Origin of the sequence: Massilia sp. Leaf139 (genome assembly GCF_001424165.1) — a bacterium.
GTDB lineage: Bacteria > Pseudomonadota > Gammaproteobacteria > Burkholderiales > Burkholderiaceae_D > Telluria.
This window is the reverse complement of record NZ_LMOJ01000027.1, coordinates 26,109-49,962: the sequence shown is the minus strand read 5'-3', so window position 1 is coordinate 49,962 and position 23,854 is coordinate 26,109. Positions and strand designations below refer to the sequence as shown.

20 protein-coding genes are annotated in these 23,854 nt (G+C 66.6%); 11 read left to right on the top strand and 9 right to left on the bottom strand.

Translation table 11 applies throughout. The features are described from left to right. The first annotated feature begins 2 nt into the window (after positions 1-2). A complete protein-coding gene (locus ASF77_RS22290; protein WP_056345023.1) occupies positions 3-2,825 on the top strand; it encodes an ATP-binding protein in 2,823 nt (940 codons plus the stop codon). 175 nt (positions 2,826-3,000) lie between these two features. On the opposite strand, the gene ASF77_RS22285 is transcribed toward ASF77_RS22290, so the two are convergent. Next, entirely contained in the window at positions 3,001-3,516 is a 516-nt protein-coding gene (locus ASF77_RS22285) for a hypothetical protein (RefSeq protein WP_056345020.1), read from the bottom strand. A 115-nt stretch (positions 3,517-3,631) separates the two neighbouring features. On the opposite strand from ASF77_RS22285, the gene ASF77_RS24750 reads away from it, so the two are divergent. Beyond that, complete coding sequence (locus tag ASF77_RS24750) at positions 3,632-3,799, top strand: hypothetical protein (RefSeq protein ID WP_200934226.1); 168 nt, start codon at positions 3,632-3,634, stop codon at positions 3,797-3,799. A gap of 47 nt (positions 3,800-3,846) precedes the next feature. On the opposite strand, the gene ASF77_RS22280 is transcribed toward ASF77_RS24750, so the two are convergent. Together ASF77_RS22280 and ASF77_RS22275 are read right to left on the bottom strand one after the other, a co-directional pair. Further along, positions 3,847-8,328 (bottom strand): translocation/assembly module TamB domain-containing protein, encoded by a 4,482-nt coding sequence (locus tag ASF77_RS22280; RefSeq protein ID WP_056345017.1) that lies wholly within the window; start codon positions 8,326-8,328, stop codon positions 3,847-3,849. Beyond that, positions 8,328-10,244, bottom strand: a complete 1,917-nt coding sequence (locus tag ASF77_RS22275; RefSeq protein ID WP_082494008.1) for an autotransporter assembly complex family protein — start codon at positions 10,242-10,244, stop codon at positions 8,328-8,330. The genes ASF77_RS22280 and ASF77_RS22275 overlap by 1 nt, the downstream gene beginning before the upstream one ends. Before the next feature lie 156 nt (positions 10,245-10,400). Here ASF77_RS22275 and queC point away from each other — a divergent pair, with 156 nt between their 5' ends. Next, complete coding sequence (queC, locus tag ASF77_RS22270) at positions 10,401-11,108, top strand: 7-cyano-7-deazaguanine synthase QueC (RefSeq protein ID WP_056345014.1); 708 nt, start codon at positions 10,401-10,403, stop codon at positions 11,106-11,108. A gap of 87 nt (positions 11,109-11,195) precedes the next feature. Here queC and ASF77_RS22265 read toward each other — a convergent pair whose 3' ends face one another. Then, positions 11,196-11,573, bottom strand: a complete 378-nt coding sequence (locus ASF77_RS22265; protein WP_056345011.1) for a hypothetical protein — start codon at positions 11,571-11,573, stop codon at positions 11,196-11,198. Between the two features lie 204 nt (positions 11,574-11,777). Between ASF77_RS22265 and ASF77_RS22260 the strand changes: the two genes are divergently transcribed. From ASF77_RS22260 to ASF77_RS22250, 3 genes are all read left to right on the top strand, one after another. Continuing rightward, complete coding sequence (locus tag ASF77_RS22260; RefSeq protein ID WP_156648991.1) at positions 11,778-11,999, top strand: hypothetical protein; 222 nt, start codon at positions 11,778-11,780, stop codon at positions 11,997-11,999. A 130-nt stretch (positions 12,000-12,129) separates the two neighbouring features. Continuing rightward, positions 12,130-12,636, top strand: a complete 507-nt coding sequence (locus tag ASF77_RS22255; protein ID WP_056345005.1) for a hypothetical protein — start codon at positions 12,130-12,132, stop codon at positions 12,634-12,636. A gap of 126 nt (positions 12,637-12,762) precedes the next feature. Then, positions 12,763-14,715: a GAF domain-containing protein gene (locus ASF77_RS22250; RefSeq protein WP_056345002.1), complete on the top strand. Its 1,953-nt coding sequence runs from the start codon at positions 12,763-12,765 to the stop codon at positions 14,713-14,715. 115 nt (positions 14,716-14,830) lie between these two features. Here ASF77_RS22250 and ASF77_RS22245 read toward each other — a convergent pair whose 3' ends face one another. Further along, on the bottom strand, positions 14,831-16,333 hold the full coding sequence (locus ASF77_RS22245; protein ID WP_056344999.1) for an HD domain-containing phosphohydrolase: 1,503 nt from the start codon (positions 16,331-16,333) through the stop codon (positions 14,831-14,833). A gap of 158 nt (positions 16,334-16,491) precedes the next feature. Then, positions 16,492-17,232 carry a DNA-formamidopyrimidine glycosylase family protein gene (locus tag ASF77_RS22240; RefSeq protein WP_056344996.1) on the bottom strand — a complete coding sequence of 247 codons (741 nt, stop codon included), beginning with the start codon at positions 17,230-17,232 and terminating at the stop codon, positions 16,492-16,494. Positions 17,233-17,413: 181 nt separating this feature from the next. On the opposite strand from ASF77_RS22240, the gene ASF77_RS22235 reads away from it, so the two are divergent. Together ASF77_RS22235 and ASF77_RS22230 are read left to right on the top strand one after the other, a co-directional pair. After that, positions 17,414-17,959, top strand: coding sequence for a DUF3016 domain-containing protein (locus ASF77_RS22235; RefSeq protein ID WP_056344992.1), 546 nt, complete (start codon positions 17,414-17,416; stop codon positions 17,957-17,959). A gap of 187 nt (positions 17,960-18,146) precedes the next feature. Then, positions 18,147-18,632, top strand: a complete 486-nt coding sequence (locus tag ASF77_RS22230) for a DUF3016 domain-containing protein (RefSeq protein WP_056344989.1) — start codon at positions 18,147-18,149, stop codon at positions 18,630-18,632. Positions 18,633-18,702: 70 nt separating this feature from the next. Here ASF77_RS22230 and ASF77_RS22225 read toward each other — a convergent pair whose 3' ends face one another. The 3 genes from ASF77_RS22225 to ASF77_RS22215 are packed head-to-tail and all read right to left on the bottom strand — an operon-like array spanning position 18,703 to position 20,805. After that, a complete protein-coding gene (locus ASF77_RS22225; RefSeq protein WP_056344985.1) occupies positions 18,703-19,689 on the bottom strand; it encodes a hypothetical protein in 987 nt (328 codons plus the stop codon). A 33-nt stretch (positions 19,690-19,722) separates the two neighbouring features. Further along, on the bottom strand, positions 19,723-20,217 hold the full coding sequence (locus tag ASF77_RS22220) for a hypothetical protein (RefSeq protein ID WP_056345307.1): 495 nt from the start codon (positions 20,215-20,217) through the stop codon (positions 19,723-19,725). A gap of 12 nt (positions 20,218-20,229) precedes the next feature. Further along, positions 20,230-20,805, bottom strand: a complete 576-nt coding sequence (locus ASF77_RS22215) for an RNA polymerase sigma factor (RefSeq protein WP_056344982.1) — start codon at positions 20,803-20,805, stop codon at positions 20,230-20,232. 323 nt (positions 20,806-21,128) lie between these two features. Between ASF77_RS22215 and ASF77_RS22210 the strand changes: the two genes are divergently transcribed. Genes ASF77_RS22210 through ASF77_RS22200 form a run of 3 tightly spaced genes read left to right on the top strand, consistent with a single transcriptional unit; the run spans position 21,129 to position 23,821 of the window. Then, positions 21,129-22,298 carry a sialidase family protein gene (locus tag ASF77_RS22210; protein WP_056344978.1) on the top strand — a complete coding sequence of 390 codons (1,170 nt, stop codon included), beginning with the start codon at positions 21,129-21,131 and terminating at the stop codon, positions 22,296-22,298. Next, positions 22,298-23,014: a hypothetical protein gene (locus tag ASF77_RS22205; RefSeq protein WP_056344976.1), complete on the top strand. Its 717-nt coding sequence runs from the start codon at positions 22,298-22,300 to the stop codon at positions 23,012-23,014. Before ASF77_RS22210 ends, ASF77_RS22205 begins: the two co-directional genes overlap by 1 nt. After that, the gene (locus ASF77_RS22200; RefSeq protein WP_056344974.1) at positions 23,015-23,821 is read left to right on the top strand and encodes a hypothetical protein; all 807 of its coding nucleotides are present in this window, start codon (positions 23,015-23,017) and stop codon (positions 23,819-23,821) included. It abuts the gene before it with no gap. Positions 23,822-23,854 lie beyond the last annotated feature (33 nt).

Here is a 23,854-nt window from a genome sequence, read left to right as displayed (position 1 = left end):
CTATGTTCCACATTAAATCACTCGAGCTGGTGCACTGGGATTACTGGCAGCGCATCAAGAACATCCCGCTCGACGCCAAGATCATCACCATCGCCGGCCAGAACGGCTCCGGCAAGACCACGCTGCTCGACGCGCTGCGCACCCTGTTCGGCCTCGACTGCTCGATGGGGCGTACCTATAAACACTATGCGCGCCACTCGGGCCAGCAAAGCGCCTGGATCCGCGCCGTGGTCGACAACAAGGCGGTCGGCCGCCAGCTGTCGAACCGGCCGTTCCGCCATTCCGGCTTCTTCAGCGACGACGAAGTGACGCTGTTCTGCCAGGTGCAGAAGAACGGCGGCGACTGGAAGCGCCAGTACCTGATGCGTCCGGGGAATGTCGACATCGAGGAAGTGACCGAAGCGACCGACTGGCTCGGCGTCGAGAACTATCGCAAGCGCCTGGCCTCGGCAGGCTTGTCGCCGGCGATGTCGAAGGTGCTGGCCCTGGAGCAGGGCGAGACCGATAAACTGTGCGAATACGCGCCGCGCCAGCTGCTCGACCTGGTGTTCCAGGTCTTCGGCGACAAGGAGGTGCTGGATGCCTACGACGAAGCCAAGCGCCACCAGCGCGACACCGAGACGGAGTTGAAGCGCTTCGAGGCCGAACTGGAGACCTCGCGCATCAACCTCGAAGGCCTGCGCCTGCGCGTGGCCAATTACCATCAGTGGGAAGACCTGCACAAGGAACGGCGCGACCTCAAGGAAGAAGTGCTGCCGACCCTGGAATACCACGAGGCGCGCGAAAAAGCGGCCAACATCAGCCGCGCGCTGCATGAGCAACGCAAACCCTTGGCCCAGGTCGACAGCATCCTGACGGAGAAGCGCCAGGCCCTGGCCGCGCACCAGCGCGCGCTGACCGAAGCCCAGCAGCAGGAAACCCTGCTCGAGCAGGAAGGCACCGTGCTGGCAAGCCGCCTCACCCAGATCAACAGCCGCATCAAACCGCTGGAAAACCTGGTCGAGCAAAAGGAGCGCCTGCAAAAGCTGGCGGCGGAAGCCGGCGCCGACATGGCGGAAGTGGCTTCGCAACTGGAAGAAAAGGAAGCGGAACTGGCGCGCCAGAAGGCCGCGCGCGAAGCCCTGGGTGCGAAGATCGCGGCCGAGATGGCGACCATCTCCGCGCTGCAGGGCAAGAGCGCGATGCCGGAACCCGAGGCCCAGAGATTGATGCGGCGCGCCCTGCGCGACGAAGGCATTCCGCACGCAATGCTGTCGGACATCGTCGAAGTGACCGATCCGAAATGGCAGGGGGCAGTGGAGGGTGTGCTCGGCGGTTACGCCTCGGTGGTGCTGCTGGAGCGCGCCAAGGATGCGCCGGCGGCCTACCGCCTGGCGGAGAAGGAGCGCTATCGCCACTTCATCGTCCCCGACTGCATCGAAGCGCCGAAGATGAAGGACGACAGCCTGCTGTCGGTGGTGCACTTCTCGGCGCCGGCGCCGTCCTGGCTGATCGACCAGCTGGCGCGCATCGACCGCGTCGATTCGGTCGATGCCGGTTTCAAATCGGGCACCGAGGAATGGATCACGCCGGACGCCTACCACCGCGAACGCCGCGGCGGCCGCTCGCTGTTCGTCGAACCCTCGCGCTACCGCTTCGGCGCCGCGGGTAAAACCCAGCGTCTGGAGGCAATCCAGAAGTCGCTACCCGCGCTGGAAGCGAAGGAAGACGCGCTGACCCTCACCATCAGCAAGCTCGCCGCCGAAGTCGGCGCCCTGAAAGCGCGCATCGCCGGCGTCGATGCGGCCAAGGAACTGGCGGCACGCCAGGCCGAGTTCGAGGAAGCGGCGCGCAGCATCGCGCCGATCAAGGCGGAGCGCCTGGAAGTCGGCGCGCGCCTGGGCGAATTGCAGACCCTGACCAAGAACGCGACGGTCGCGCGCACCCGCGCCGATACCGTCTGGCAGAACGCGCGCATGGCGCTGTCGGAAGCGGAAGCGGGCCTGCGCCTGAACCACCGCCGCCAGATCGAGCAGCGCGACGAACACGCCAAGGCCTTGCTGGCGCTGCGCCGCGGCTGGAAGAACATCCCGGCCGCGTGGAAGCGTGCGGCGCGGCGCGCAGCCCTGGTGTCGCAGCACCAGAACGCGCACCAGGTCAACCTGCGCATCTCTTCGCTCGAACACGCCCTGGCGCGCGACGACTGGGAGCTCGACGCCACCGTGATCGACCAGTACGCGCGCCTGAACGACCAGCTCTCCGGCCGCCAGGTCGAGACCGAGGAGCGCCGCTACCAGAACAACCGCGCGATCGAAGCGACGAGCAACGCGCGCGGCGCCTACATCGAGCGCCTGCGCTACACGATCAAGACCTATTCGAAGAACATCAAGGACTTGGGCGAGCTGGCCGGCATCGACGTCCAGGCCGACCCGGTGCGCCTCGAGAACGACGACGTGCAGCTGGCGCAGGCCGGCCTGCATGTGCGTTTCAAATTCGACGGCAAGGATCAGATCGGCATGAACGACGGCGAAGCCTCGGGCGGCCAGCAGGTGATGAAGTCGCTGGTGCTCTTGATCGGTCTGCTGAAGTCGGAAGAGGGCTCCGGCGGCTTCGTCTTCATCGACGAACCGTTTGCCCACCTGGACATCCGCAACATCCAGCTGGTCGGCGAGTTCCTGAAAAACACCGACGCCCAGTACCTGATGACGACACCGCTGACGCACAACACCGACGTCTACGACCCTTCGGAACTGACGCTCATCACGAGCAAGAAGAAGAAGGACACGCAGTGGGCGCAGCCGATCTTCGTGCTGCAGCGCCGGAAGGAAGAGGCGAAAGCCGCGTAAAGCAAAGGGGCCCGGAAGGGCCCCTTTTTTATTTGGTTCGTGCGTTTGGTGGGCACGGAGCGCCCGGTGAAACCGTGAGCGATGCCATTGGCATCGCCCACCCCTACGATGCTGACCGGCCATCTTGGTCTTGTAGGGTAGGCGCCCCGTGCCCACGCGGACATGTGAGCGGAGATTACGCCTTCTCGATCGCTTGCCGCAGCTTCCTGCGCCACAGCAGCAGGCCCACGGAATACGCAGCGAAGTAACCCGCCGTCAGCCCCACGCACAGCATGGTCAGCGGGCTGTCGGTGAACTTCGGCGCCGCCAGGCCGCTGCCTTGCTGGCTGGCGTAGATCTCGACCCCGAGGTAGAGCACGCGCGCGACCAGCACCATGGCCATCACGATCCCGAGGCGCATCGGCGGCGTGAAGAAGTAGCCGAGCTCGGTGTCCTCGTACACCGTGCGCTTGAGCGCGAACACGCCCCAGAACACGCCCAGCGCGGTGCCGGCCGCAAGCGCGCCCAGCGCGTATGGGCGCACCAGCACTTCCGACAGCGACACCAGGATCATCCCGGCGAACACCAGCACGCCCGTGTAATGGCGCGACAGGATCGAGCGCTGGCGCTCCATCTGCGTTTTCAGGCGCGTATAGATGCGCCAGACGAGGATCGGCGTCAACAGGAGCAGGGCGAGCGTGGTGATGGTCATCGGGGCGGCAGATATCCGGTTGGTACTGGTTGAGTCGAAGCGGGCATTGTAACCGGGCGTCGAACCCGCGCGCGGCATGGTAAGGTGACAACACCGCTTTCAGGAGACCTCACCCATGTTCGCAGCCATCCCCATGCCGGTGCACTTGCACCGCGCACCCGATCCCGTGCCGGCCGACGAGCCGCTGCCGGAACCCTTCGACGCGCCGCATCCGCACCATGCGCCGGTGCATACGCCGCAGAACGAGGATCCCGTGCCGGATCCGAAACCCAGCCTGCATTAAACGAATCGGGGTTCCATTGGAACCCCGATTATTTGCTGGGTCTGTTTTTAGTCGAAGGCCCAGGCATATAAGACGTCGAGCGCCGTGTTCGTCCCCGCCTGGAACTGCAGCGTGAACTTCGGCGTCAGTTTATAGCGCAGGCGCACCAGGCTGGAGGCCGTGCTCGCGCCCTGCTCGAAGCTGATGTAGGCGCGCGACGAGATGCGCTTGCCGATCGTGACCACGGTGTTGGCCAGGCCCTCGGCTTCGCCGTTGCGGCCCTGGCCGATGCCCAGTTCGTCCACGCCCAGCGAGTTCGCCAGTTTGGACTGGATGCCGCCGGTGCCGCCCTTGCCGCCCAAGAGGGCGCCGGCCGCAGCGCTCAGCACATCCTTCTCGTTGCCGCTCGTGCCCTCCATGCCGTGGCCCAGCACCAGCCAGGACAGTTTTTCGCTGTCGGGTACGTTCGGCGTCGAGACCAGCTTGGCCTGCGGCGAGCGCGCCGTGCCGCGCACCTGCACGCCGGCTTCGACATTCGTCTCGCTCAGCTGCGTGCCCTCGGGCTGCTTGCGCACGGCCAGCACGTCGAGCGTCGGGTTGTCGTAGGGGCCGCTGAAGGTGATCACGCCGCGGTCGATCGCCAGCTTCTGGCCATAGGCCGCGTAATTGCCGCTGGCGACGCGGATGGTGCCGTTTACGCGCGGCGCGCCGCCGCCCGTCATGCGCACGCGGGCACTGCCTTCCAGCATGGCGTCGATGCCGAGGCCGCGCAGGTGGAAGTTGTCGCCCAGGTCGGCGCGCAGGTCGACCGTCAAGGGCACCTCCGCCTGCTTCTTTTGCGGCGGCATGGGCTTGCCGCGGCCGAGCACGATCACGTCGTCGGAGATCGTCGGCCGGCCCTGCGGCGCGAACTCGATCAACGCGCGGTCGGCCTTGACGCGGCCTTCGAGCGAGAAGCGGGTCGCATCGCGCACCAGCGCGGCATTGCCCGAGACGATCACGGTACGATCCGGACGCGACAGCGCTTCCAGTTTGTCGGCCACCAGGTTCAGCTGCATGGACGGGTCGCCCGCGCCGAAGCGGATCGAACCGTCGGCAGTGGCATTGCCCGAGCCACCCTGCAGGTACAGGCGCTGCAGCACCAGGCGGTCGCCCGCGAGCTGGGCGCGCAGCTGGCCGTTCTGCAGGCGCACGCCTTGTTCCGGCCAGCGCACCACCAGCGCGTCGCCATTCACGTTGCCGTTCAGCGAGGGTGTGCCGATGGTGCCGGCACCCGTCAGCGCGAGCTTCAGGCTGCCGTCCAGTTCCAGGTCGCGCTGGCCGGCGAAGGGCGCCAGCCAGGCGATCGAGGCCATGTCGGCATTGGCCGTCATGCGCAGCGGGCTGTCGCGGTTGACGCGTCCGCCGATCATCTGCACGGTGCCGTCCACGCGCGCCGTGCCGGTGCGCGCGCCGTCGATGGCGAGCTGGGTGCGCAGCGAACTGCCCTGCACGTCGGCGCGCACATCAAACGTGCGCAGGCCGAGCGCCACCGGCGTGCCGGCACCGACCAGGGCGTCGCCGCCTTCGCGGAACACGTGCACGCTGCCGGCCAGGGCAGGGGCGCCGCCGGTGGCCGTGGCCGTGCGCAGATCCAGCGCCCAGTCGGCGCCGAGGGTCAGGTTGCCCTGCACGTTCTCGCGCAGCGCTTCCGAGAACTGGCCGAGATAGTTCAGCGGCACGCCTGCGGCGGCGCCGCGGCTGTTCCAGCGCGGGCCGGTCTTGGTCAGCGTATCGATCTTGACGGTGCCCGCGGGCAGGCGGATCAGGGCGCCGTTGAAGGCGAGCGACTCCGGTTTCGCCAGGCCGGTAACGCCGGCGCCGGGCGCGACGCCGATGCGCAGCGGTACCGGCTGGGCCAGGGTCATGGCGTAGCGGCCCTTGTTCTGCAGGGCGGCCAGGGTGCCGGCCCAGGCGTTGCCGCTCCAGCCGCCGCGCACTTCGGTGGACGCGTCGAAGTCGTCGCCGCGCGCCGCCGCGCGCAGCGTGTGCGAGGCGCGCGTGCCGCTGCTTTGCAGGCTGGCCGCGGCAATGCGCGTTTCGCCGCTGGCGTACTCGATGACCTGGATGTCGGCCACCAGCGGGTCGGCGCCGCCCCGGCCCGACCCCAGGTTGGCGCTGGCGCGCAGGGATTTCAGGTTATGGGCGCCGAGCAGGCGCAGGTTCTGCCCTTCCAGGTTCGCGCTCAGCGACGGCGTGTCCATCGTGCCGCTGACGCTGCCCGCGCCGCGCAGGGCGCCGCCGAAGTCGGGGCCGAGCGCTGCCAGTTGCGGCGCGTCGACGCGCCAGTCGAGGCGGTCGCCGCCGGCGCCGAAGCTGCCTTTGGCGGCAATGACGTTCGCGCCGACATGCAGGTCGACGTCCGCGCCGGACACGTGGCGTTTGTCGGCCGCCAGGCGCGCATGGCCCCAGAGCGGCGATTTCGCCAGCGTCGAATCCTCGAGTTTCAGATTGAGCGCGCCGCGCCAGTCGGCGCCGGAGCGGCCGCTGGCGTCGAAGGCGCCGTTGATCGAACCCGGAAGCGGGCTGCCGAAAGCGGCCGGGTTGAAGCGCGCCATGTTGCCGCTGCCCTTGGCCTCGACGAAACGGGCGCCTTCGCCGCCCGCGAGCCAGGCTTCGCCGCTGACGTGCAGGTTGCTGGTATTCGCCTTGCGCTGGGCCGCGACCCAACCGAGGCCGTTGGCGTCGGCGACAAAGGTCGTGCGTGGATTGGCCATGGTGCCGGTGACGACGCCGTTGGCATTGACCGCGCCATACAGGTCGGAGCGCAAGGTCGCCAGGTTGCGCCCTTCGACGCGCCAGGCCAGGCGCTCGCCCGGCGCACCGAAGGCGCCGCTCAGGTTGACCGTGTTCTGGCCCAGCGCCAGGCTGGCGTCGACGCCGCTGACGTGCTTGGCGTCGGCCGCCAGCTTGCCCTTGCCGGACAGCGGCTGGTCGAACAGGCGGCTCGGGCGCAGGGCGAAATCGGTGTTGACGCGCCAGGCCGGGGCGAGGGCGCCGCTGGCGTTGACGAGGGCGTTGATGTCGGCCTGCGGATAGTCGCCCAATGCTGCCGGGTTGAAGCGGCTGGCGTTGGCGCTCACCTTGAAATCCTTGTCGCCATCAAGCTTCATGTTGCCGTTGACGACCACGGTGCCATTGCCGGCGGCCAGGCGCGCATCCTGCACGTCGACCACGTTGTCTTCGAGCTTGGCCTTGGCCGTCAGGCGCAGGCCGCGCTCGACCAGGCGCACGTCGAGCGTCTGCACCTTGCCGACATTGGCTACCGCGATGTCGCCGGCGATCCTGGTCGGCTTCATGCTGCCGTGGATGCCTTTCAGATCGAAGCTGTCGGTATGCAGGGTGAAGTTGGCGGTGCCCAGGCCCTCGTCGCTTTTCTCCTTGATGTTGTCCTTGTCGCCGCCGCGCTGCACGCTGCCGCTGCCCGTGAAGCGGCCGGCGGCGCCGAAGTCGAGCAGCACCTCGCTGATGCGCATTTCGTCCAGGTTGCCGCCGAGTTGGCCGCGGAAGGCGCGCAGCGGCAGGCGCTGCTGGTCGATGGTGCCGGCCGGGCCGTCGTTGACCAGATTCACATTACCGGAAATGGCGCGCGCGTCGTCCAGCTTGGCCGCGATGGTCAGGGTCAGGTCGGCTGTCGGCAGCGAGGGGTTGAAGAAGCCGGGGTCGATGTTGCGGGCGTTCAGATCCATCGTGCGCAGCGGGATCTCGGCGAAGGGTGACAGGGTGATGCGCGCCGAACCGTCGGCGCGGCCGGCATTGCCGGTGGCATCGAGGGTGGTCAGATTCAGGTCGCCGCCGGCGCGCAGTTTGAGCGCGGCCGCAGTGCTGCTTACCGTCGCACCTGGGCCGACCTTCCCCTGCGACAGGCTGGCGTTCGCCGCCAGTTTGAACGGTTTCTGGGCGCCGATCTGGCCGTCGGCCGCGAGCTGGCCCCAGGGCGTGGTCGCTGCCGCATCGCGCAGCTGCCACTGCACCTTGTCGCCCAGCAGGCGCATGCGCACGTTGCTGATTTCGGTGCTGGCGCCCTTGTTCACGAAGGTCGCTTTCGCCAGGCGCGCGTCGTCGAGCGCGATCTTGAAGGGTGGCGCGAGCGAGGACGGCATCGTGGTCGGCTCGTCGGTTTCCTTCAGGGTTTCCATGCGCAGGTCGGCCGCGTGCAGCTTGTTGATCTCGATGCCTTTCGAGAGCAGCTGGCGCGGCGACCATTCGAGGTCGATGTTGGTGACGGTGGCGAGCTGGGTCTCGGTGCGCCAGACGATGCGGTCGATGTGCATGGCGCCGTAGATCGAGCCGCGTACACCGGTCATGGTCAGCTTGCCGTCGGTCGCGCGCGCGGCGCGTTCCGCGATCATCTGCAGCGTCGTTTCGCGGCCCAGGTACCAGAGCGCGCCGCCGACGACGACGCCGGTGACGGCCAGGCCGATGGCGACGCGGCGCGGCCAGCGCCGCACGCGGGGTGGCGGCGCAGGCGTCTGCGCCGACGTATTGGGGGAGGGAGTGTGGTCGTCCATCAGAACGTGAATCCAAGTGAGAAGTGCAGGCGCACCTTGCGCACCGCCTGGCCGTAGGCGACGTCGACGTTGATCGGGCCGACCGGGCTGCGCCAGCGCGCGCCGACGCCGTAGCCGAATTCGGGCTTCAGGTCGCCGACCTTGTCGGCGGCATTGCCGGCGTCGACGAAGACGGCGGCGCCCCAGGGCGGACGGAACCAGTACTGGTATTCGGCGCCGCCGGTGAGCAGGTAGCGCGCGCCGACGATGGCTGCGCCTTCGCGCACGCCCAGCTGCTGGTAGCCGTAGCCGCGCACCGACTGGTCGCCGCCGGCGCGGAACAGGAAGGTGCTCGGCACGCCGGTCTTGTCCTTCGAGACGACGGCGCCGGCTTCGCCCTTCAGGATCAGGGTGCCGCTGTCGCCCATCGGCCGGTAGTACACGCCGCGCGCATAGCCGCGAATGAATTTTTCGTCCGTGAACAGCGGCAGCGGCGCAATGCCCAGCTGCCAGTTGAGCGCGTAGCCGCGCGTCGGCGAGAGCAGGTTGTCGAGCTTGCGGCGGGTGACGCTGTAGGTCAGCGGGATGCTCTTGCTGTAGGCGGTGTCAATGCCTTCGACCTGGCGCCGTTCGGCCAGCGCCTCCAGGCTGATGCTGCGTTCGAGTTCCGGCGTGCCCCAGGCGCGGCGTCCGGTGACGCTGGCCGTCGTCGTGATTTCGCCGCGCAGGTCGGTGCGCTCGAAGCCGCCGCCGATGCTGTCGTTGTAGCCGTTCGGCGTGGTCGGCCAGTAGAAGTCGGCCCGGGCCAGCTGGTGCTTCTGCTCGTAGATCAGGTCGCTCTTCATGCGCTTGCCGAACACGTTCAGGTCGTCGTAGCTGAGGGACGCGCGCCCGCCCGTATTGGTCGAGAAGCCGAGACCGACCTCGATGTTCTTCTGCTTGTTTTCGGTGACGCGTACCAGCACCGGCAGCACTGTCGGGCCGGGGACGGTGGGCGGCTTGACGCCGGTCGTGGCGGCGCCCGGCACGGCGTCGGGGCCGGTGGCGGCGTCCTGCTCGGCCGGGGCGGGCGCGGCGCCGGTGTCGTCGTCTTTCAATTCCTGGATCTCGGCGTTGAGCACGGCGCGCATGTCGGCGCTGACCTCGACGGTGGCGAAATAACCGGTTTCCTGCAGGCGCGCCTGCAGGGCTTGCAGGGCGGCTTCGGTATACATGTCGCCCGGCTTGATTTTATTCAGGTTGGTGATGACCTCGCGCGGATAACGCTTCAGGCCGCGGATGCGCAATTCGCCGAAGCGCATCTCCGGGCCGCTGTCGATCACCACGCGCAGGGACGCTTTATAGGCTTCCGGGTCGACGGTGGCGCTGGTTTCGACCAGCTGGGCGCGCGGGAAACGCGACTGCATCACTTCGCGCAGTAAATCGCGCTTGGCCGCTTCCCAGTCGGCCTGGCGGAAGCGGGCGCCGACCGGCAGCGACCAGCGGTTGCGCAGCGCGCCGGCGTCGTAGGGCGCGCCGCCCTGCTCGAAGGGCACAAAGCCCTGCAGCACGAGGTCGAGGTCGCTCACCAGCACCGGCTGACCCGGGTCGACGACGATGCGCGCGACCGGGGTGCCGCCGCTGTTGTCGAGGCCGGCGGAAATCTTGGGCGAATAATAGCCTTCGGTGGCGACCAAGGTTTTCGCTTCTTCCGGCACCGCCTTCACCAGGCGCTGCAGCTGTTCGAGGTCGACGCGCGGGTTGCCGCGCCAGCGCAGCAGGTCGAGGTTATCCTCGAGCAGATCGTCGAGTTTCCCCGGCGCGTCGATGCGCACGGTGTAGTTAACCGCCTTCGTGGCCGGCGCCGGTATGGCGGGCGCCGGTTCGTTGGCCGCCGGCGCAGGCGCGGCCTGCGCATGCGCAGCCTGGGCGGCCAGCAACCCATACACGGAGAGCATGATTTGTGCCAAAATCCGTGATTGCCTTGGCCCCGCCTTTGCGGTTCGGTTGGATGTCGCGAGAACCATGTCTCTCCGTGTCAGTGTAAAAGCTGAGCGAATCTTAGCGGAATTGCAAAAATGATGGCGAACGTTTAACTTCCCGGAAAACCACACATGCACGCTCCCGACACCGCTCTCGTTCTCTTCAGTGGAGGACAGGATTCGACCACCTGCCTGGCCTGGGCGCTGCAGCGTTATGAACGGGTGGAAACCATCGGTTTCGACTATGGCCAGCGCCATGCGATCGAGCTGAGCGTGCGTCCGACCGTGCTCGAGAAGATGCGCGCGCTGTCGCCGGAATGGGATGCGCGCCTGGGCGAAGACCACATGATCGACCTGTCGCTGATCTCGCGCATTTCCGATACCGCGCTGACCAGCAATGTCGCCATCGAAATGCAGGCAAATGGCTTGCCGAACACCTTCGTACCCGGCCGTAACCTGCTGTTCATGACGGTGGCGGCGACGGTGGCTTACCGGCGCGGCCTGACGGTGCTGGTGGGCGGCATGTGCGAGACCGATTTCTCCGGCTATCCGGATTGCCGCGACGACACGATGAAGGCGCTGCAAGTGGCGCTGAACCTGGGCATGGCGACGCGCTTGAAAGTCGAGACGCCGCTGATGTGGATCGACAAGAAACAGACCTGGCAACTGGCCGAGCAGGCCGGCGGCACGGCGCTGGTCGACCTGGTGCGTTTCGAGACCCACACCTGCTACCTGGGCGAACGCGGCGCGCGCCATGACTGGGGCTATGGCTGCGGCACCTGCCCGGCCTGCGAACTGCGCGCGCGGGGCTATGCGCAATTCGCGGCGGAGAAAGGCTAACAGCGACGTAGTGTGGAGTCCTGACTCCACCGGTTTTGTTAGGCTCGAGCAGAAAGCCGCGTGGAGTCGGGACTCCACCCTACTGTTCTAGACGGCCGGCTTGTGCACCACCCGGTTGCGCCGCGAACGGCTGACCAGGTACCAGATCACGGCCAGCGGCAGCAGCAGCGGCAGCAGGAAGGGCACGATCGCGCACAGCACTGCGACGCCGGCGATCGCCAGGGCGCCGATGATGACGACGCCGACTCCGGCGAACACCACCGCCAGCACCACCCCCACCACCAGCGTGACCAGCAGCCCGATCAGGGTGCCGCCGCCTGCCAGCAGGATGCCGAACATGGCGCCGAGCGGGCCGTCGAATTCCTCGCCGTCGATATGGAAGCTGGCGTCGCCGAAGGTGAACAGCACATCCCAGAGCAGCAGGGCGCACAGGAAGAGGATGAGGTAGGGGGCGATCTTTTTCATGGTGGTCTCTCGCAGGTGGATGAAAAGGCGTTGTCGATGGCTTTACTCTAGGCATGCACCTCGCCGTGCGCCATCCGTCTGCGATGAGCGGCGTGTTTGACGGGCCGGAGCGCAGCTGGGGCCGACGAAGGCCGCGCTTTTCGACCTTGCAAAGCGCACGTCGCCGCCTATACTGACAGCCTGCTCTGTTGTAGGAGGGTTCCCATGCATGTCGTCAGTTCAACGATGAAGGTGCATCGCACGACGCCAGCGCGCCGCCTGGCGGGTGGAGGGACGAAGGGGCCGCCATCGGCGCCGCCTACCATCCCGCCCATCATCATCAATCCCTTCAATCGCGAAGCGCCAAAGGAGCGGATCATCGATCCCTTCCGCACGCCGCCGCCACCGCCGGTGCGCCGGCCCAGCCTGCCTGGCATGCGCATCTAGCGCCCCGGCCGCGACCAGGTTTACCCTGCAATCATTCGTGTGTTCTTATAGCTTTGCTATCGTATCGCGACCGCTATTCCCGTAAAATCTTACCTTTGGGCGATAGCCTTTCAGAAGGAAGCAGCGAGCGATGAACGACCACGACACCGACCTGGAATCGGGCGACGACGATGCGCCGGTGCAAGAGCCGCGCCTGTGGCAAGGCAATGGCTGGACTGCACGCGTGATCAAGAACGAGGATGACGAGGGCTGGGCCGTCGCCATGTACAAGGATGGCGAGCCGGAGCCGGCGCTGGTTGGCCCCTGGACAATGGGCCGCGACAAAAAAAATCCCAAGCCGCTCGACGTCAACGCCTTCAACACGCTGATCAAGACGGCTTCGGAAGTCATCCGCCGCCACGAGCAGCACCTGCACGCGATCCTGCACAAAAGCATCTATGTCTGGACCGAGGCCACCGGCGAGCTGAAGGTCACGCTCGACATCAAGCCGGACGACGACGATCCGTATGCAATCCTGACCGCGACCGACGGGATGAGCGAGCAGGTGGCGCAGGTGCGCGTGCCGGCCAGCTTCAAGCTCTCGCCGAGCACGGCGACAGCCTGGATCGAGAACGAATTCAAGGCGCCGCGCGGCTGACGATGACGCGAGCGGGGTGCCTGTCCAGCCCTGCGAGACTGCCACGCCACAGTTTCCTCCGCAGCGCGTGCGTTACACGGCGCACGCTGCTAATATTTCCCTTGGGAATTAATTTCAAGGGAAGTCATGGAACGTCTTGACCGGCTGGAAGCGGTGCAGTCGATGTTGCTCGAAATCGGGCAGACCTCGACCAGCTGCAGCGACATCACCGAATTCATCCGCGGCGTGCACCGCGCGCTGGGCCGCATCATGTATGCGGCCAACTTCTACGTGGCACTGTCCGACCGCGACGGCGGCACCGTACGCTTTGTCTACTTCGTCGACGAATCCGACGAAGGCCCGCCCCTCAACCAGCCTGTCGCGCTCGCGTCCCCCGACGAGTCGCCCACGGCCTGGGTCATCCTGAACCGCCAGACCCTGGTGGTCACGGCCGCCGATTTCCAGGCGCGCGCGGAGGAAGGTTCCGACTTCGGCGCCGGCAGCGCGGCCGAGCACTGGATGGGCTGCCCGCTGCTCGACCAGCAGCAGCTGCCGCTGGGCGCGATCGTGATCCAGAGCTATACCCCCGAACACACCTACAGCGCGGAGGACCAGGCCTTGTTCGGCGTGATCGCGAACCACGTCTCGGTGGCCCTGCAAAGCCTGCAGAGCATGGATCGGCTCGAACGCGCCGTGCAGGAGCGCACCGCGCGCCTGGCGCACGAGGTGGCCGAACGGCGCCGCGCCGAGCAGGTGCAGCACGGGCTGTACCAGATCGCCAGCCTGTCCGCGAGCGCGGCCGACAAGGCGGCCCTGACCAGCACCCTGCACCGCATCATCGGCGAACTGATGGTTGCGGAAAATTTCTTGATCGCTTTGTATCACCCGGACACGAACGAAGTCAGCGTACCGTATTTCGTCGACCGGCACGATGCCGCCCCGCCGGTGGAACGTTTTCCTTACGGCCGCGGCATGGTGTCGTACGTGCTCGCTTCGAAACAGGCGCAGCTCCACGACGCCGGCAGCTTTGCCCGCCTGGTCGCGAGCGGCCAGGTGCAGGAGGCTTACGGCCACGCCGGGATCGCCAGCTGGATGGGCGCGCCGATGCTGGTGCACGACAAGCCCTATGGCGTGCTGGTGGTGCAGAGCTACGATCCGGCCGTGGTCTACACCAAGGCTGATCTGGATCTGCTTGCCTTCATGGCCAGCCACGTGGCCGTGGCCCTGGCGCGCATGCAGGCCGACCGCCGCCTGCGCCAGACCAAGGAATTACTGGAAGAGCAGAATGCCGCACTGAACACGGCGCTGACGCAATTACAGCAGGCGCAAGGCGAGCTGGTGCGCCAGGAAAAGCTCGCATCGCTGGGCGAACTGGTGGCCGGCGTGGCCCACGAGATCAACACCCCGCTCGGCATCTGCGTCACGGCGACCAGCCACCTGGTCGAGGAATTGCGCCTGACGCGCGCCGAGCTAGCGGCCGGCGAGATGACCGAGGACAGCCTGGACTCCTTCTTCGACATCGTCGACCAGTCGCTGCGCATCATGACCACCAACACCCAGCGCGCGGCCAGCCTGGTGCGCAGTTTTAAACAGGTGGCGGTGGATCAGTCCTCGGACGACATGCGCAGCTTTAATCTGCGCAGCTACCTGAACGAAGTGCTGCTGTCCTTGCAGCCGAAGCTGAAAGGGCGGCCGGTGAAGGTCGAGGTCGAGTGCCCCGCCGACCTGGTACTGGAAAGCTATCCGGGTGCGGTGTCGCAGATCGTCACCAACATGGTAGTGAACTCGCTGGTGCACGGCTTCGAACGCGAGCAGCAGGGCGTGATCACGATCCGGGCCGCGCTCGCCAACGAGACGGTCTCGCTGTCCTACGCCGACGACGGCGCCGGCATGGACGGCGACACCCTCGCCAAACTGTTCGACCCCTTCTTTACGACCAAGCGCGGCAACGGCGGCAGCGGCCTGGGCGCGCACATCCTGTACAACCTGGTGACGGGGCCGCTGGGCGGCAGCGTGCGCGTGGAGAGCGCACCGGGGGCGGGTTTACGTTATGAACTGAGTTTCCCGCGCAGCCGACGCGAGCAAAAACTCGCAGCCTGATGAGTGGATTAGTAGGGTGGGCGCCCCGAGCCCACGCGCGCGCCCGCGTCATGTTGGCGTCGTGCCGCGTGGGCACAGGGCGCCCACCCTACTTATATACCACCGACGACAGTAATCAATCCGGCCACTGCCGATTGATCTCCACCGCCTTGTCCATATTCTTGATCAGCAGGTCGACGTAGTACGGGTCGAGGTGCTGTCCCGCCACCTCGCGCAGGTAGCCGGTCACCTGCTCGGCCGGCCAGGCCGGCTTGTAGACGCGTTCGTGGCTGAGGGCGTCGAAGACGTCGGCCACGGCGACGATGCGCGCATAGGGGTGGATCGCTTCGCCCTTTAAACCCTGCGGATAGCCGGTGCCGTCGTATTTCTCGTGGTGCTGGTGGGCGATGACGGCGGCGGCTTTCAGGATCGGGCGGCTCGAGCCGTCCAGGATCTGCAGGCCCACCGTCGGGTGCTGCTTCATGACTTCCCATTCTTCCGGCGTCAGGCGGCCGGGTTTCAGGAGCACGGCGTCGGGCGTAGCGATCTTGCCGATGTCGTGCATCGGCGCGGCGTGCATCAGCACCGCCGTCTCGTCTTCCGGCAAACCCGAGGCCTGGGCCAGCAGGTGGCAGACCTGCGCCATGCGGCGCACATGGTTGCCGGCTTCGTTCGAGCGCGATTCGACCACGTCGCCCAGGCGCAGGATGAGTTCGGCCTGGGTGTCGGTGATTTCCTGGTTCAGCAGAATATTATCGAAAGCAATGGCCACGCCCGAGCAGAACACCTCGAGCAGCTGGGCGTCGATATCGGAAATCTCTTCGACGCCCTGCAGCACCAGCAGCGAGGCCTTGCCGCTGTTGTTCGGGAAGTAGCCGACATAGGTGTCGCCGTGCAGCTTGGAGATGCGGTTATGGCGCGCTTCGTCCAGCTGGGCCAGCAGGGCCGGGTCGATGCCGTCGCCGAACTCGCCGATCTTGGCGAGCACCTCATACTGGCTCTCGCCGCTGATCATGCTCGCGCCTTTCAGGCGCAGCAGCATGCTCTGCTCCAGGCGCAGCAGGGCCACGACCTGCTGCAGCAGGCCGCTGGCGAAGTCCTTCAGATTGCGCTGCTTGAAGATGTGCGAGGAGGCAGCCAGCACGCGCTCGAGGCCCTCGCGGTAGCTCTGCTGCACGCGGCGGGCGTCTTCCACCTTCATGATGTCGCGGTAGGCGCGCAGCGCGGCGAAGGTGGTGGTGAACAGCTTGGTGCGGTCGAGTTCCGTCTTTTCCTTGTAATCGTTGATGTCGTAGTCGACGATCACGCGCTCTTCCGGCGCCTGGCCCGGCTGGCCGGTACGCAGCACGATGCGGGTGAACTGGTTGTCCAGCTCCTGGCGCATCCAGCGCGCCACTTCCAGGCCGCTGTCCTCGCGCTCCATCACCACGTCGAGGAAGACCAGCGCGATGTCGGTCTCGCGCGCCAGGATTTCCTTGGCCTCGGCGCCGCTGTAGGCGTGCAGGAAGGTCAAGGCCCGGCCGTCGAGGCGGAAGCGGTTCAGCGTGAGCTTGGTGATGTCGTGGATATCCGGCTCGTCATCGACGAGCAGAACCTTCCAGGGCGCGAGCTTGGGCGTGGCGGGGGACAGAAAAGACATGGTGTTTCCGTTACCGTAAAAAGTCGATACGAATGAAAAACCTTATACATTCAGGGTCGAATCGATTGTAGTACGGCTAGGCGGCATTAACAACAAGCAAGATATTGAGACGTAGTGCAACGAAAAGGAAGTGTTGGGCGGATGAGTCAAACCCTTTATCAGGTATAGCGTTTCTGGCAGCGTTCGCAGAAAAAACTGCGCCGATTCGTGCGTCCCAGGTGGGCCTTGGTGAAGGGAATGTCGCAGCGCGGGCAGATCTTCTTGGCGTGGGCCAGCCAGTGCTGCTTGAGCACATACTGCTTTTTCCATGCGAGGAAGTCGAAGCTGTACTGGCGCGCCTCCTCGACCAGGGCGCGCAGCTTGGGCGCGGGCAGGGCGCCGACCGTCGAGGCGGGATGGACGCGGATGCGAAACAGTACTTCATTCTTGATGATGTTGCCCACGCCGGAAAAGATGTCCTGGTCGAGCAGGGCGTCGCAGGCCAGCATGTCGGGGCAGGCGCGCAGTTTCTTGCGCGCCTTGGCCGGATCCCAGGTGTCGCCCATCACGTCGGCGCTCCAGTCGTACTGGCTGTCGAGGTCGGGATCGATCTCGCGCACCGCGCAGGCATACAAGTTCAGGACGTCGCCGGCGGCGGTGCGCAGATACAGGCGCGGCGTCTTTCCTTCGCGATCCTCGTTCACCCGGTAGGTGCCGAACAGCAGGAAGTGGACACGGATCGCCAGGTTCGGCAGTTCGATCAGGAAGTGCTTGCCCCAGGTGCGCAGCGACAGGATCGACTGGCCGAGCAGGCGCGTCGGGTCGATGGCGCGCACGTTGCCGCCGGCTTCCACGATTTGCTGGCCGACGAAGCGGGCCGTTTCTTCCTTCAAGATGAATAGCGATGGTCCTTCGGGCACGGGCGATCCTCCTTGCCGCCAGTGTGCGTGCCCCGTGGCGGAGCCGGCTGTGCGAGGACTAACAGAGGAGGCGGATACTAACAATCGGATACAGAATTTACTTGCCGTAGACGTCGCTCGTTTGCAAAGGCGCGTATATTCGAGCGATAAATACCAAGAAACCGATTAGAGAGGAATCGCCATGAAGAACGTGATTCGCACACTGGCCGTCAGCGGCCTGTTGGCATTTGCCGCCGGCGCAGCTTCGGCGCAGGCGCCCGCGCAAGTGACCGCACAAGGTAATGCACAAGGTAATGCACAAGTGAGCGTCAGCTACATCGAACCGGAGCGCTTTTCCGACCTGCCCTTCGCGCCCTGGGAGCGCGAGGAAGTGCTGAAGGATCTGACCGAGCACTTCACCAGCCTGGGCGCCAAGCTGCCGCCGGGACAGAAGCTGCGCATCGAGGTACAGGACGTCGACCTCGCCGGGCGCATGCAGCCCGGCCGCGGCATGCGCGAGCTGCGCATCATCCGCAACGGCGCCGAGTGGCCGCGCATCGACCTGCGTTACACGCTCGAGAGCAATGGGCAGGTGGTGAGCAGCGGCGACGCCCAGCTGCGCGACATGGCCTTCATGGATCGCCTCAGCCGCTATGCCGACGGCGACACCCTGCGCTACGAGCGGCGCATGATCGACGACTGGTTCAAGAACACGATCCTGCCGCGCGAACGCGCTGCCCAGCGCTGACCAATGCACCGGCCCGGCGATGCTTGCCGGGCCATGACGCCTTCCGACATGCCGGCCCGTGCCGGCATGTCTGTTTTTGGACGAAATAAAACGGATACAAAATTTTGCCCAAGACAGAGTCCGTTTTCCGCCAAAACGGGCGTATATTTAAATTGGTTTATAACAATATTCCAACCTAAGGATCGTCATGAACAACGTGATGCGAAAGCTCGCCCTCGGCAGCCTGATGGCGCTGGAGGCAGCTGCGGCCTCGGCCGCCGAGGTGACCGTGAACTACATCGATTCCGACAAATTTTCCGACCTGCCTTCCGGCGGCGAGCGCGGCGAAGCCATGCGCGGCATCGCGGCCCACTTCGAGAAGCTGGCGGCAAAACTGCCGGCTGCCTACAAGCTGCGCATCGACGTGCAGGATGTCGACATGGCCGGCAGCGAGCAGCCGTCCGGCGCGCGCACCGACATGCGCGTGACGACCCGCGGCGAGTGGCCGCGCATCAATCTGCGCTATGCGCTCGAGAACAACGGGCAGGTCGTGAGCGAAGCCGATGCCGAACTGCGCGATACGGCCTTTCTGGATCGCCCCAACCGCTACATGCCCAGCGATATCGTGCGCTACGAAAAGCGCATGATCGACAACTGGTTCGAGAAGACCCTGGTGCCGCTCGCCAGCCGCTGACCCATCCGCCGCGCCTGCCGCGCGGCGCATCGGCCTCCCCGCATGCCGGCGCGCGCCGGCATCGTCGTTTTTACTCTCCGCTTTTCCCCGCGGCGCGTCCCGGGGCCCTGGTCTCGCGCACCTGGTAGTCGGACGGCACCGTGAACAGCGCCGCATCCGGCTCGCCGCGTTTCAAGCCTTCGAGCCGGTAGATGGAATCGCCGCTGCGCGGGTCGCTGTGCTTGGCATACACCGTCACCTGCAGTTCCGGCGAGTACCAGGATTCGTCGGCCACCACGATCGGATTGCGGTTGCCGACTTCGCCGGCCGGGATCTCGTAGCTGCGCACTTTGCCCTCGGCCTTGACGCCTTCGAAGTCGCGCGTGCCGAGCTCGCGGCTGACGGCCTTGCGCGACCATTTATTGTCGGCCAGCGCGCCCGACAGGACGCCGGCGAGCATCGGAGGAAGCGGCGCGCCTTCCGCACCGGGCGTGCGTGGCAGGCGGATCACGCGCACGGCTTCGCGGCGGCCGTCCTCGCCGCGTTCCACATTCACCTCGACCCGCTCTTCGACGCGGCCTTCGCGCGCCGGCAGGCGGCCTTCCTGGCGCAGGCGCTCGATCCGGGCCTGCGCCTTTTCGCGGGCCTCGCGGGCGATGCGCTCGATGTCCATGCGCGAGGGCAGCCGGCGCGCGCTGCGCTCCTGCGGATTCAGGATGAAGGTCGTGCCCGCCACCGGATCGCTGATCGTCACCGTGCGCAGTTCTCCCTTGTCGTTGCGCACCTCGTGGCGGGTGCGGCCGGCGCTGTCGCGGTAGGTGGCCGAGCGGGTGCGCCGCTCGATCGAATTCCCGTCGGGCAGCTGCTGCAGGCGTTCGGTGACGGCCTGGGCGCTGTAGGGGGCATTCTTGACGGGCTGGCCGTGGCCACGGTGAAGGACGCGCAATCCTTCTTCCAGGCCGTTGGCCAGTACGACATGCGGCACCGGCGCAGGGGCGGGAGCGGGCGCGTCCTCGGCCAGGGCCGGGGGCAGCAGGCAGGAAAGCAGGGCGGCAAGCAGCAGGCGGTTCGTGTTCATGGTGTCCTCGTGGTAGGTGATGTCGAATTCGGATCAGTCGATGGATGTCAGGCGCAGCGCGAGCGGCTCGCCGCCGGCGCCGACCAGCATTTCGGCGCGCACGGCCTCGCCCGCCTCTTCGGGTGCGACCGGCAGGCCGAGCGCGGCCAGCAGGGTGCGTGATACTTCGGTCTCGACCAGGCGCGGCGCCGGGTCGTCTTCGATGCGCTCGAAGGAATCGAGGGCGATGAAGGCGGCGCCGTTGTCGATCTGCACCAGCGGGCTGCTGCCGGGCTGGTATGCCAGGTCGGGCGGCACCAGCAGCAGGCCGAGCACGCCGGTGGTTACGGCGGCGCAGATGCCGGCCGCGCTCCACTCGAGGAGATTGAGGCGCCGGTACCACGGGCGGGGCCGCGCGAACTGCGCCTTAAACGCCTGCATCAATTCCTTTTCGACGCAGCGCGGGGCGTCGAGGCCGGCGCTGGCGCCGCGCAGGTGCGCCAGGCGCGCGTCCAGGTCGGCATCTATGTCGGGGGTGTCGTTGTTCATGATCGTGTCCATTCAGTGAGCGTCCAGGGCATGGGCGCGCAGGGCCTTGGCCAGGGCGGCACGCCCGCGCGCCAGGCGCGAGCGCACGGTGCCGATGTCGACCGCGCAGATCGCGGCGATCTCGAGGTAGGACAGGCCATGCATTTCGTAGAGGATGACGGCGTCGCGGTAATGCGGCGCCAGCCGGGCCAGCGCGCGCCGCACTTCCTCGGCCGCTTCGTCGGCCAGCACCCGCGTCAGCGGACAGGCTTCTTCACTTGCCGCTTCGGTGTCGTCGTCCTCGGTGTCAGGCAAGGGCGACTCGCGCCGGCGCGGCGCCTCGTGCTTCAGGATCAGCAGGCGCACCACGCCGAACAGGAAGTTCGGCAGCGTGCCGCGCAGCGGATCGAAGGCGAGGCGGCCGCTGAGCAAGCCCATGAAGGCCTCCTGGACGGTGTCAGCCGCGGTGTCGGGCGAGCCGCAGCGCAGCAGGGCGTAGCGATAGAGCGGACCCTGGTGGCGCCGGTAGAGCGCGGCGAAGGCCTGCGCGTCGCCGGTGCGCATGCGGCGTAATAATTCGTCATCGGGCGTGGTCGGTGTGATCGTCATGGTCGTCTCTCACCCATATTCCGGTGGGAGCCCGAAAAAGTTCCAGTTTATTTTGCCAAAGCTGAAACAAGCCGCCAGCCTTGAGTCCGCGGCACAACGTTCGGGCCTGAAAAAAGGGTCGCCGCATGTGGCCGATGGTGCTTTTTGGTATCATTGACGCCAATCAAAACTGACTGACCCTGGTCGAGAAACCGAACACGGCGCGTAGGGCGCCGCCCGGTCTTGCGTCCTCCTTGCTCACCCCTCGCAACGCATCGGCACGGTTTAACGCGAACCGGATGCCGTCACATGGCGAGCGCTTTTTTCACCGCCCTCACGCAAGCATGCACAGTTCCACTACATCACCGCGGTCTCGCCGCAACTGGATCGTCGCCGCATGCGCCCTGGCGCTGCTCGCCGCGCTGTGTGCCGAAGCCGGGCGCTGGCTGCGCGCGGCGCCGCAGGGGGACGTGCCGCTGGCCGCGCAGGGCGCCATTGGGAACACGACTGGCTTGGCGACCCTGGTCGAGATGTCGCGCTCGCTGATCCCGATGCCGCAGGACGTGCCTTCTGCGCATGCCAGCTCGCTGGCGACCGTACCAGGCGGCATGCTGGCCTTCTGGTGGGCCGGCAGCCGCGAGAGCGGCCCCGACGTCAAGGTGTATGCCGCGCGCACCCGCGACGGCAAGTGGAGCGCGCCCTGGGAAGTGGCCAGCCGCGAATCGCTCGGGCGCGCGCTCGGCTTCGGCGTGCGCCGCATCGGCAATCCGGTCGCCTGGACGGCGCCCGACGGCCTGGTGCACCTGTACGTCGTCGCCACCGGCCTGGGCGGCTGGGCGGCCTCGCGTATCGTCCACATGGTATCGAACGACGCCGGCGCCAGTTTCACGACGCGGCGCCTGCTGCCGCTCTCGCCCCTGCTCAATACCAGCGTGCTGGTGCGCACTTCGCCGATCGCGCTGGCCGACGGCGGCTGGTGGCTGCCGGTGTATTTCGAACTGGGCATCAAGTATCCGATGCTGATGGCCTTCGATGCGAACGGCGAGCCGACCCGCCTGGGCCGCATCGGCAGCAGCATGTCGACGCTGCAGCCGGCGATCGTGCCGGTGTCGAACACGGAAGTGCGCGCCTGGATGCGCGACGCCAGCGACGAGCAGCGCATCCAGCACGCGGCCAGCCGCGACGGCGGCGCCAGCTGGGAAGACCTGCCGCCCCTGGACATGCCGAATCACAGTACCTCGCTGGCCGCCATCCGCCTCAGCAGCGGCGACATCCTCATGCTGCACAACCACGTCGACGCCGGCGGTTCGGCGCGCAATATCCTGCGCCTGTCGATCTCGAAGAACGGCCACGTGTGGCGTACGGTCGACGACATCGTCGTCGGCAAGGTGGGCGACGAGTTCTCCTACCCTGCGATGCACCAGGTCGGCAACGAACTGCACGTGACCTATACCCACCAGCGCGAGGCGATCGCCTACCACACCTACCGTATCCAGACCGGAGAAACGATCTGATGACCCTGCCGGATCTCGCATGGCAATTCGTGTATGGCCGGCTGGCCTGGACGTTCGTGCTGGCCGCCTTGCTGCTTTCCCTGTGGCCGCGCGCCATCCTGCGCCCGCGCCTTGCCTGCGCCGTGGCGATGGGCGGCGTCGGCCTGATGATGGCCTTGCCGGGCGACGCCTCGCCGGCCTGGAAGCTCGGCCTGGCCTTCCAGTATCCGAGCGGTCTCCTGATGAGCTTGTGCGTACTGTGCCTGACGCGGCGCTGGCAGGGCAGGGCGCCGGGTTCCTTCCTTCCCTTGCCGCTGTCGACGACGGTCGCGCTCGCCGGCAGCGTGCTCTACCTGGATGCGATGGGCGTGCTGTCGCTGGGCTTGTATTACGCGGGCTTCGGCCCCTTTGCCGCGCCGGCGCTGGCGCTGCTGGGCAGCGCGGCCTGCGTGCTGGCGATCCTGCGCCGCGGCGGCGGCTGGCATGCGCCGGCATTGCTGGGCGCCTTCTTGCTGTTCAGCCTGCTTCGCCTGCCGACCGGCAACCTGTGGGACGCCATGTTGGATCCGCTGCTGTGGGGCTGGGCCCTGGCCTCGCTTGCACGGCGCGGCCTGCGCCGGCTGGGCAGCATGGCGGCGCGGCGCAGCACGCTAGCGGACGTCGAGCCAGTACCGGTCTTGCCGGTAGCGGGCGCCGCCGCAATGATGGAATCGTTTTCAATAAGCAAGGAGCAGTAAGTGGCAACTAACAAATGGCAGACGCATCCCGTCATTCTCATGGCGATCGCCATCAACGTCTTCGTGCTCGGACTGGCGGTGGCCTGGTCGGGGCCGGACACCAAGGCGCTGTGGCGCCTGCTGGGCGAAGACGGCATCGTCGAATGGATGCAGTTCCTCTGCTTCGCGGTGATCGCCGTCATGCTCGGCTTCGTGTTCGTCGAGCGCCTCAAGCAGCCTGGCGCCGGCAAGTTGGAGCTGCTGGCGCTCGGTGGCCTGAGCGCCCTGGTGGCGCTGGCCGCCCTGGAAGAGATCAGCTGGTTCCAGCGCGTGCTGGACGTGGCCTCGCCGGAATTCTTCCTCGAAAATAATCGCCAGGCCGAAACCAACCTGCACAACCTGGCGCTCGGCAGCGGCAGCCTGCACAAGACCGTGCTGCTCAAGCTGATCCTGGTCGCCGGCCTGACCCACAACCTGGTGCTGCCTTTCCTGGCGCGCAAGCGTCCGGGGCTGCAGCGCTGGATCGAACAGATGGGCCTGTACCTGCCGCCGCTGGGCGCATCGGTCGTCTACGTGGCCCTGGTGGCGCTGTCGCACATCCTGATCGAGCACCCGCGCAAGGGCGAACTGGGCGAGATGTTCGGCGCCGTGCACTACCTGGCTACCGTGTTCTATGCATATTTTATCGGCCGCAACTACGGCAAGCCGGCGCTGTTCGAGGATGGCGTCGCAGGACGCCGCCTGTCGGTGCTGTTCGCGCTGGCGATGGGCTTCCTGCTGATGGTGTCGTGGCTGCTGAGCGCCGGCGTGGGCGCGACCGGGGCGTGAAGCGGCGCATGAGTTGCACATGAGTCGCACATG

Coding starts and splice junctions, on each gene's coding strand:
- ASF77_RS22255 (WP_056345005.1), top strand. CDS start 12,130: ATGAACGACCACGACACCGACCTGGAATCGGGCGACGACGATGCGCCG.
- ASF77_RS22235 (WP_056344992.1), top strand. CDS start 17,414: ATGAAGAACGTGATTCGCACACTGGCCGTCAGCGGCCTGTTGGCATTT.
- ASF77_RS22275 (WP_082494008.1), bottom strand. CDS start 10,244: ATGCTCTCCGTGTATGGGTTGCTGGCCGCCCAGGCTGCGCATGCGCAG.
- ASF77_RS22245 (WP_056344999.1), bottom strand. CDS start 16,333: ATGTCTTTTCTGTCCCCCGCCACGCCCAAGCTCGCGCCCTGGAAGGTT.
- ASF77_RS22220 (WP_056345307.1), bottom strand. CDS start 20,217: ATGAACAACGACACCCCCGACATAGATGCCGACCTGGACGCGCGCCTG.
- ASF77_RS22265 (WP_056345011.1), bottom strand. CDS start 11,573: ATGAAAAAGATCGCCCCCTACCTCATCCTCTTCCTGTGCGCCCTGCTG.
- ASF77_RS22230 (WP_056344989.1), top strand. CDS start 18,147: ATGAACAACGTGATGCGAAAGCTCGCCCTCGGCAGCCTGATGGCGCTG.
- ASF77_RS22225 (WP_056344985.1), bottom strand. CDS start 19,689: ATGAACACGAACCGCCTGCTGCTTGCCGCCCTGCTTTCCTGCCTGCTG.
- ASF77_RS22280 (WP_056345017.1), bottom strand. CDS start 8,328: ATGGACGACCACACTCCCTCCCCCAATACGTCGGCGCAGACGCCTGCG.
- ASF77_RS22210 (WP_056344978.1), top strand. CDS start 21,129: ATGCACAGTTCCACTACATCACCGCGGTCTCGCCGCAACTGGATCGTC.
- ASF77_RS22290 (WP_056345023.1), top strand. CDS start 3: ATGTTCCACATTAAATCACTCGAGCTGGTGCACTGGGATTACTGGCAG.
- ASF77_RS22260 (WP_156648991.1), top strand. CDS start 11,778: ATGCATGTCGTCAGTTCAACGATGAAGGTGCATCGCACGACGCCAGCG.
- queC (WP_056345014.1), top strand. CDS start 10,401: ATGCACGCTCCCGACACCGCTCTCGTTCTCTTCAGTGGAGGACAGGAT.
- ASF77_RS22215 (WP_056344982.1), bottom strand. CDS start 20,805: ATGACGATCACACCGACCACGCCCGATGACGAATTATTACGCCGCATG.
- ASF77_RS22250 (WP_056345002.1), top strand. CDS start 12,763: ATGGAACGTCTTGACCGGCTGGAAGCGGTGCAGTCGATGTTGCTCGAA.
- ASF77_RS22285 (WP_056345020.1), bottom strand. CDS start 3,516: ATGACCATCACCACGCTCGCCCTGCTCCTGTTGACGCCGATCCTCGTC.
- ASF77_RS24750 (WP_200934226.1), top strand. CDS start 3,632: ATGTTCGCAGCCATCCCCATGCCGGTGCACTTGCACCGCGCACCCGAT.
- ASF77_RS22205 (WP_056344976.1), top strand. CDS start 22,298: ATGACCCTGCCGGATCTCGCATGGCAATTCGTGTATGGCCGGCTGGCC.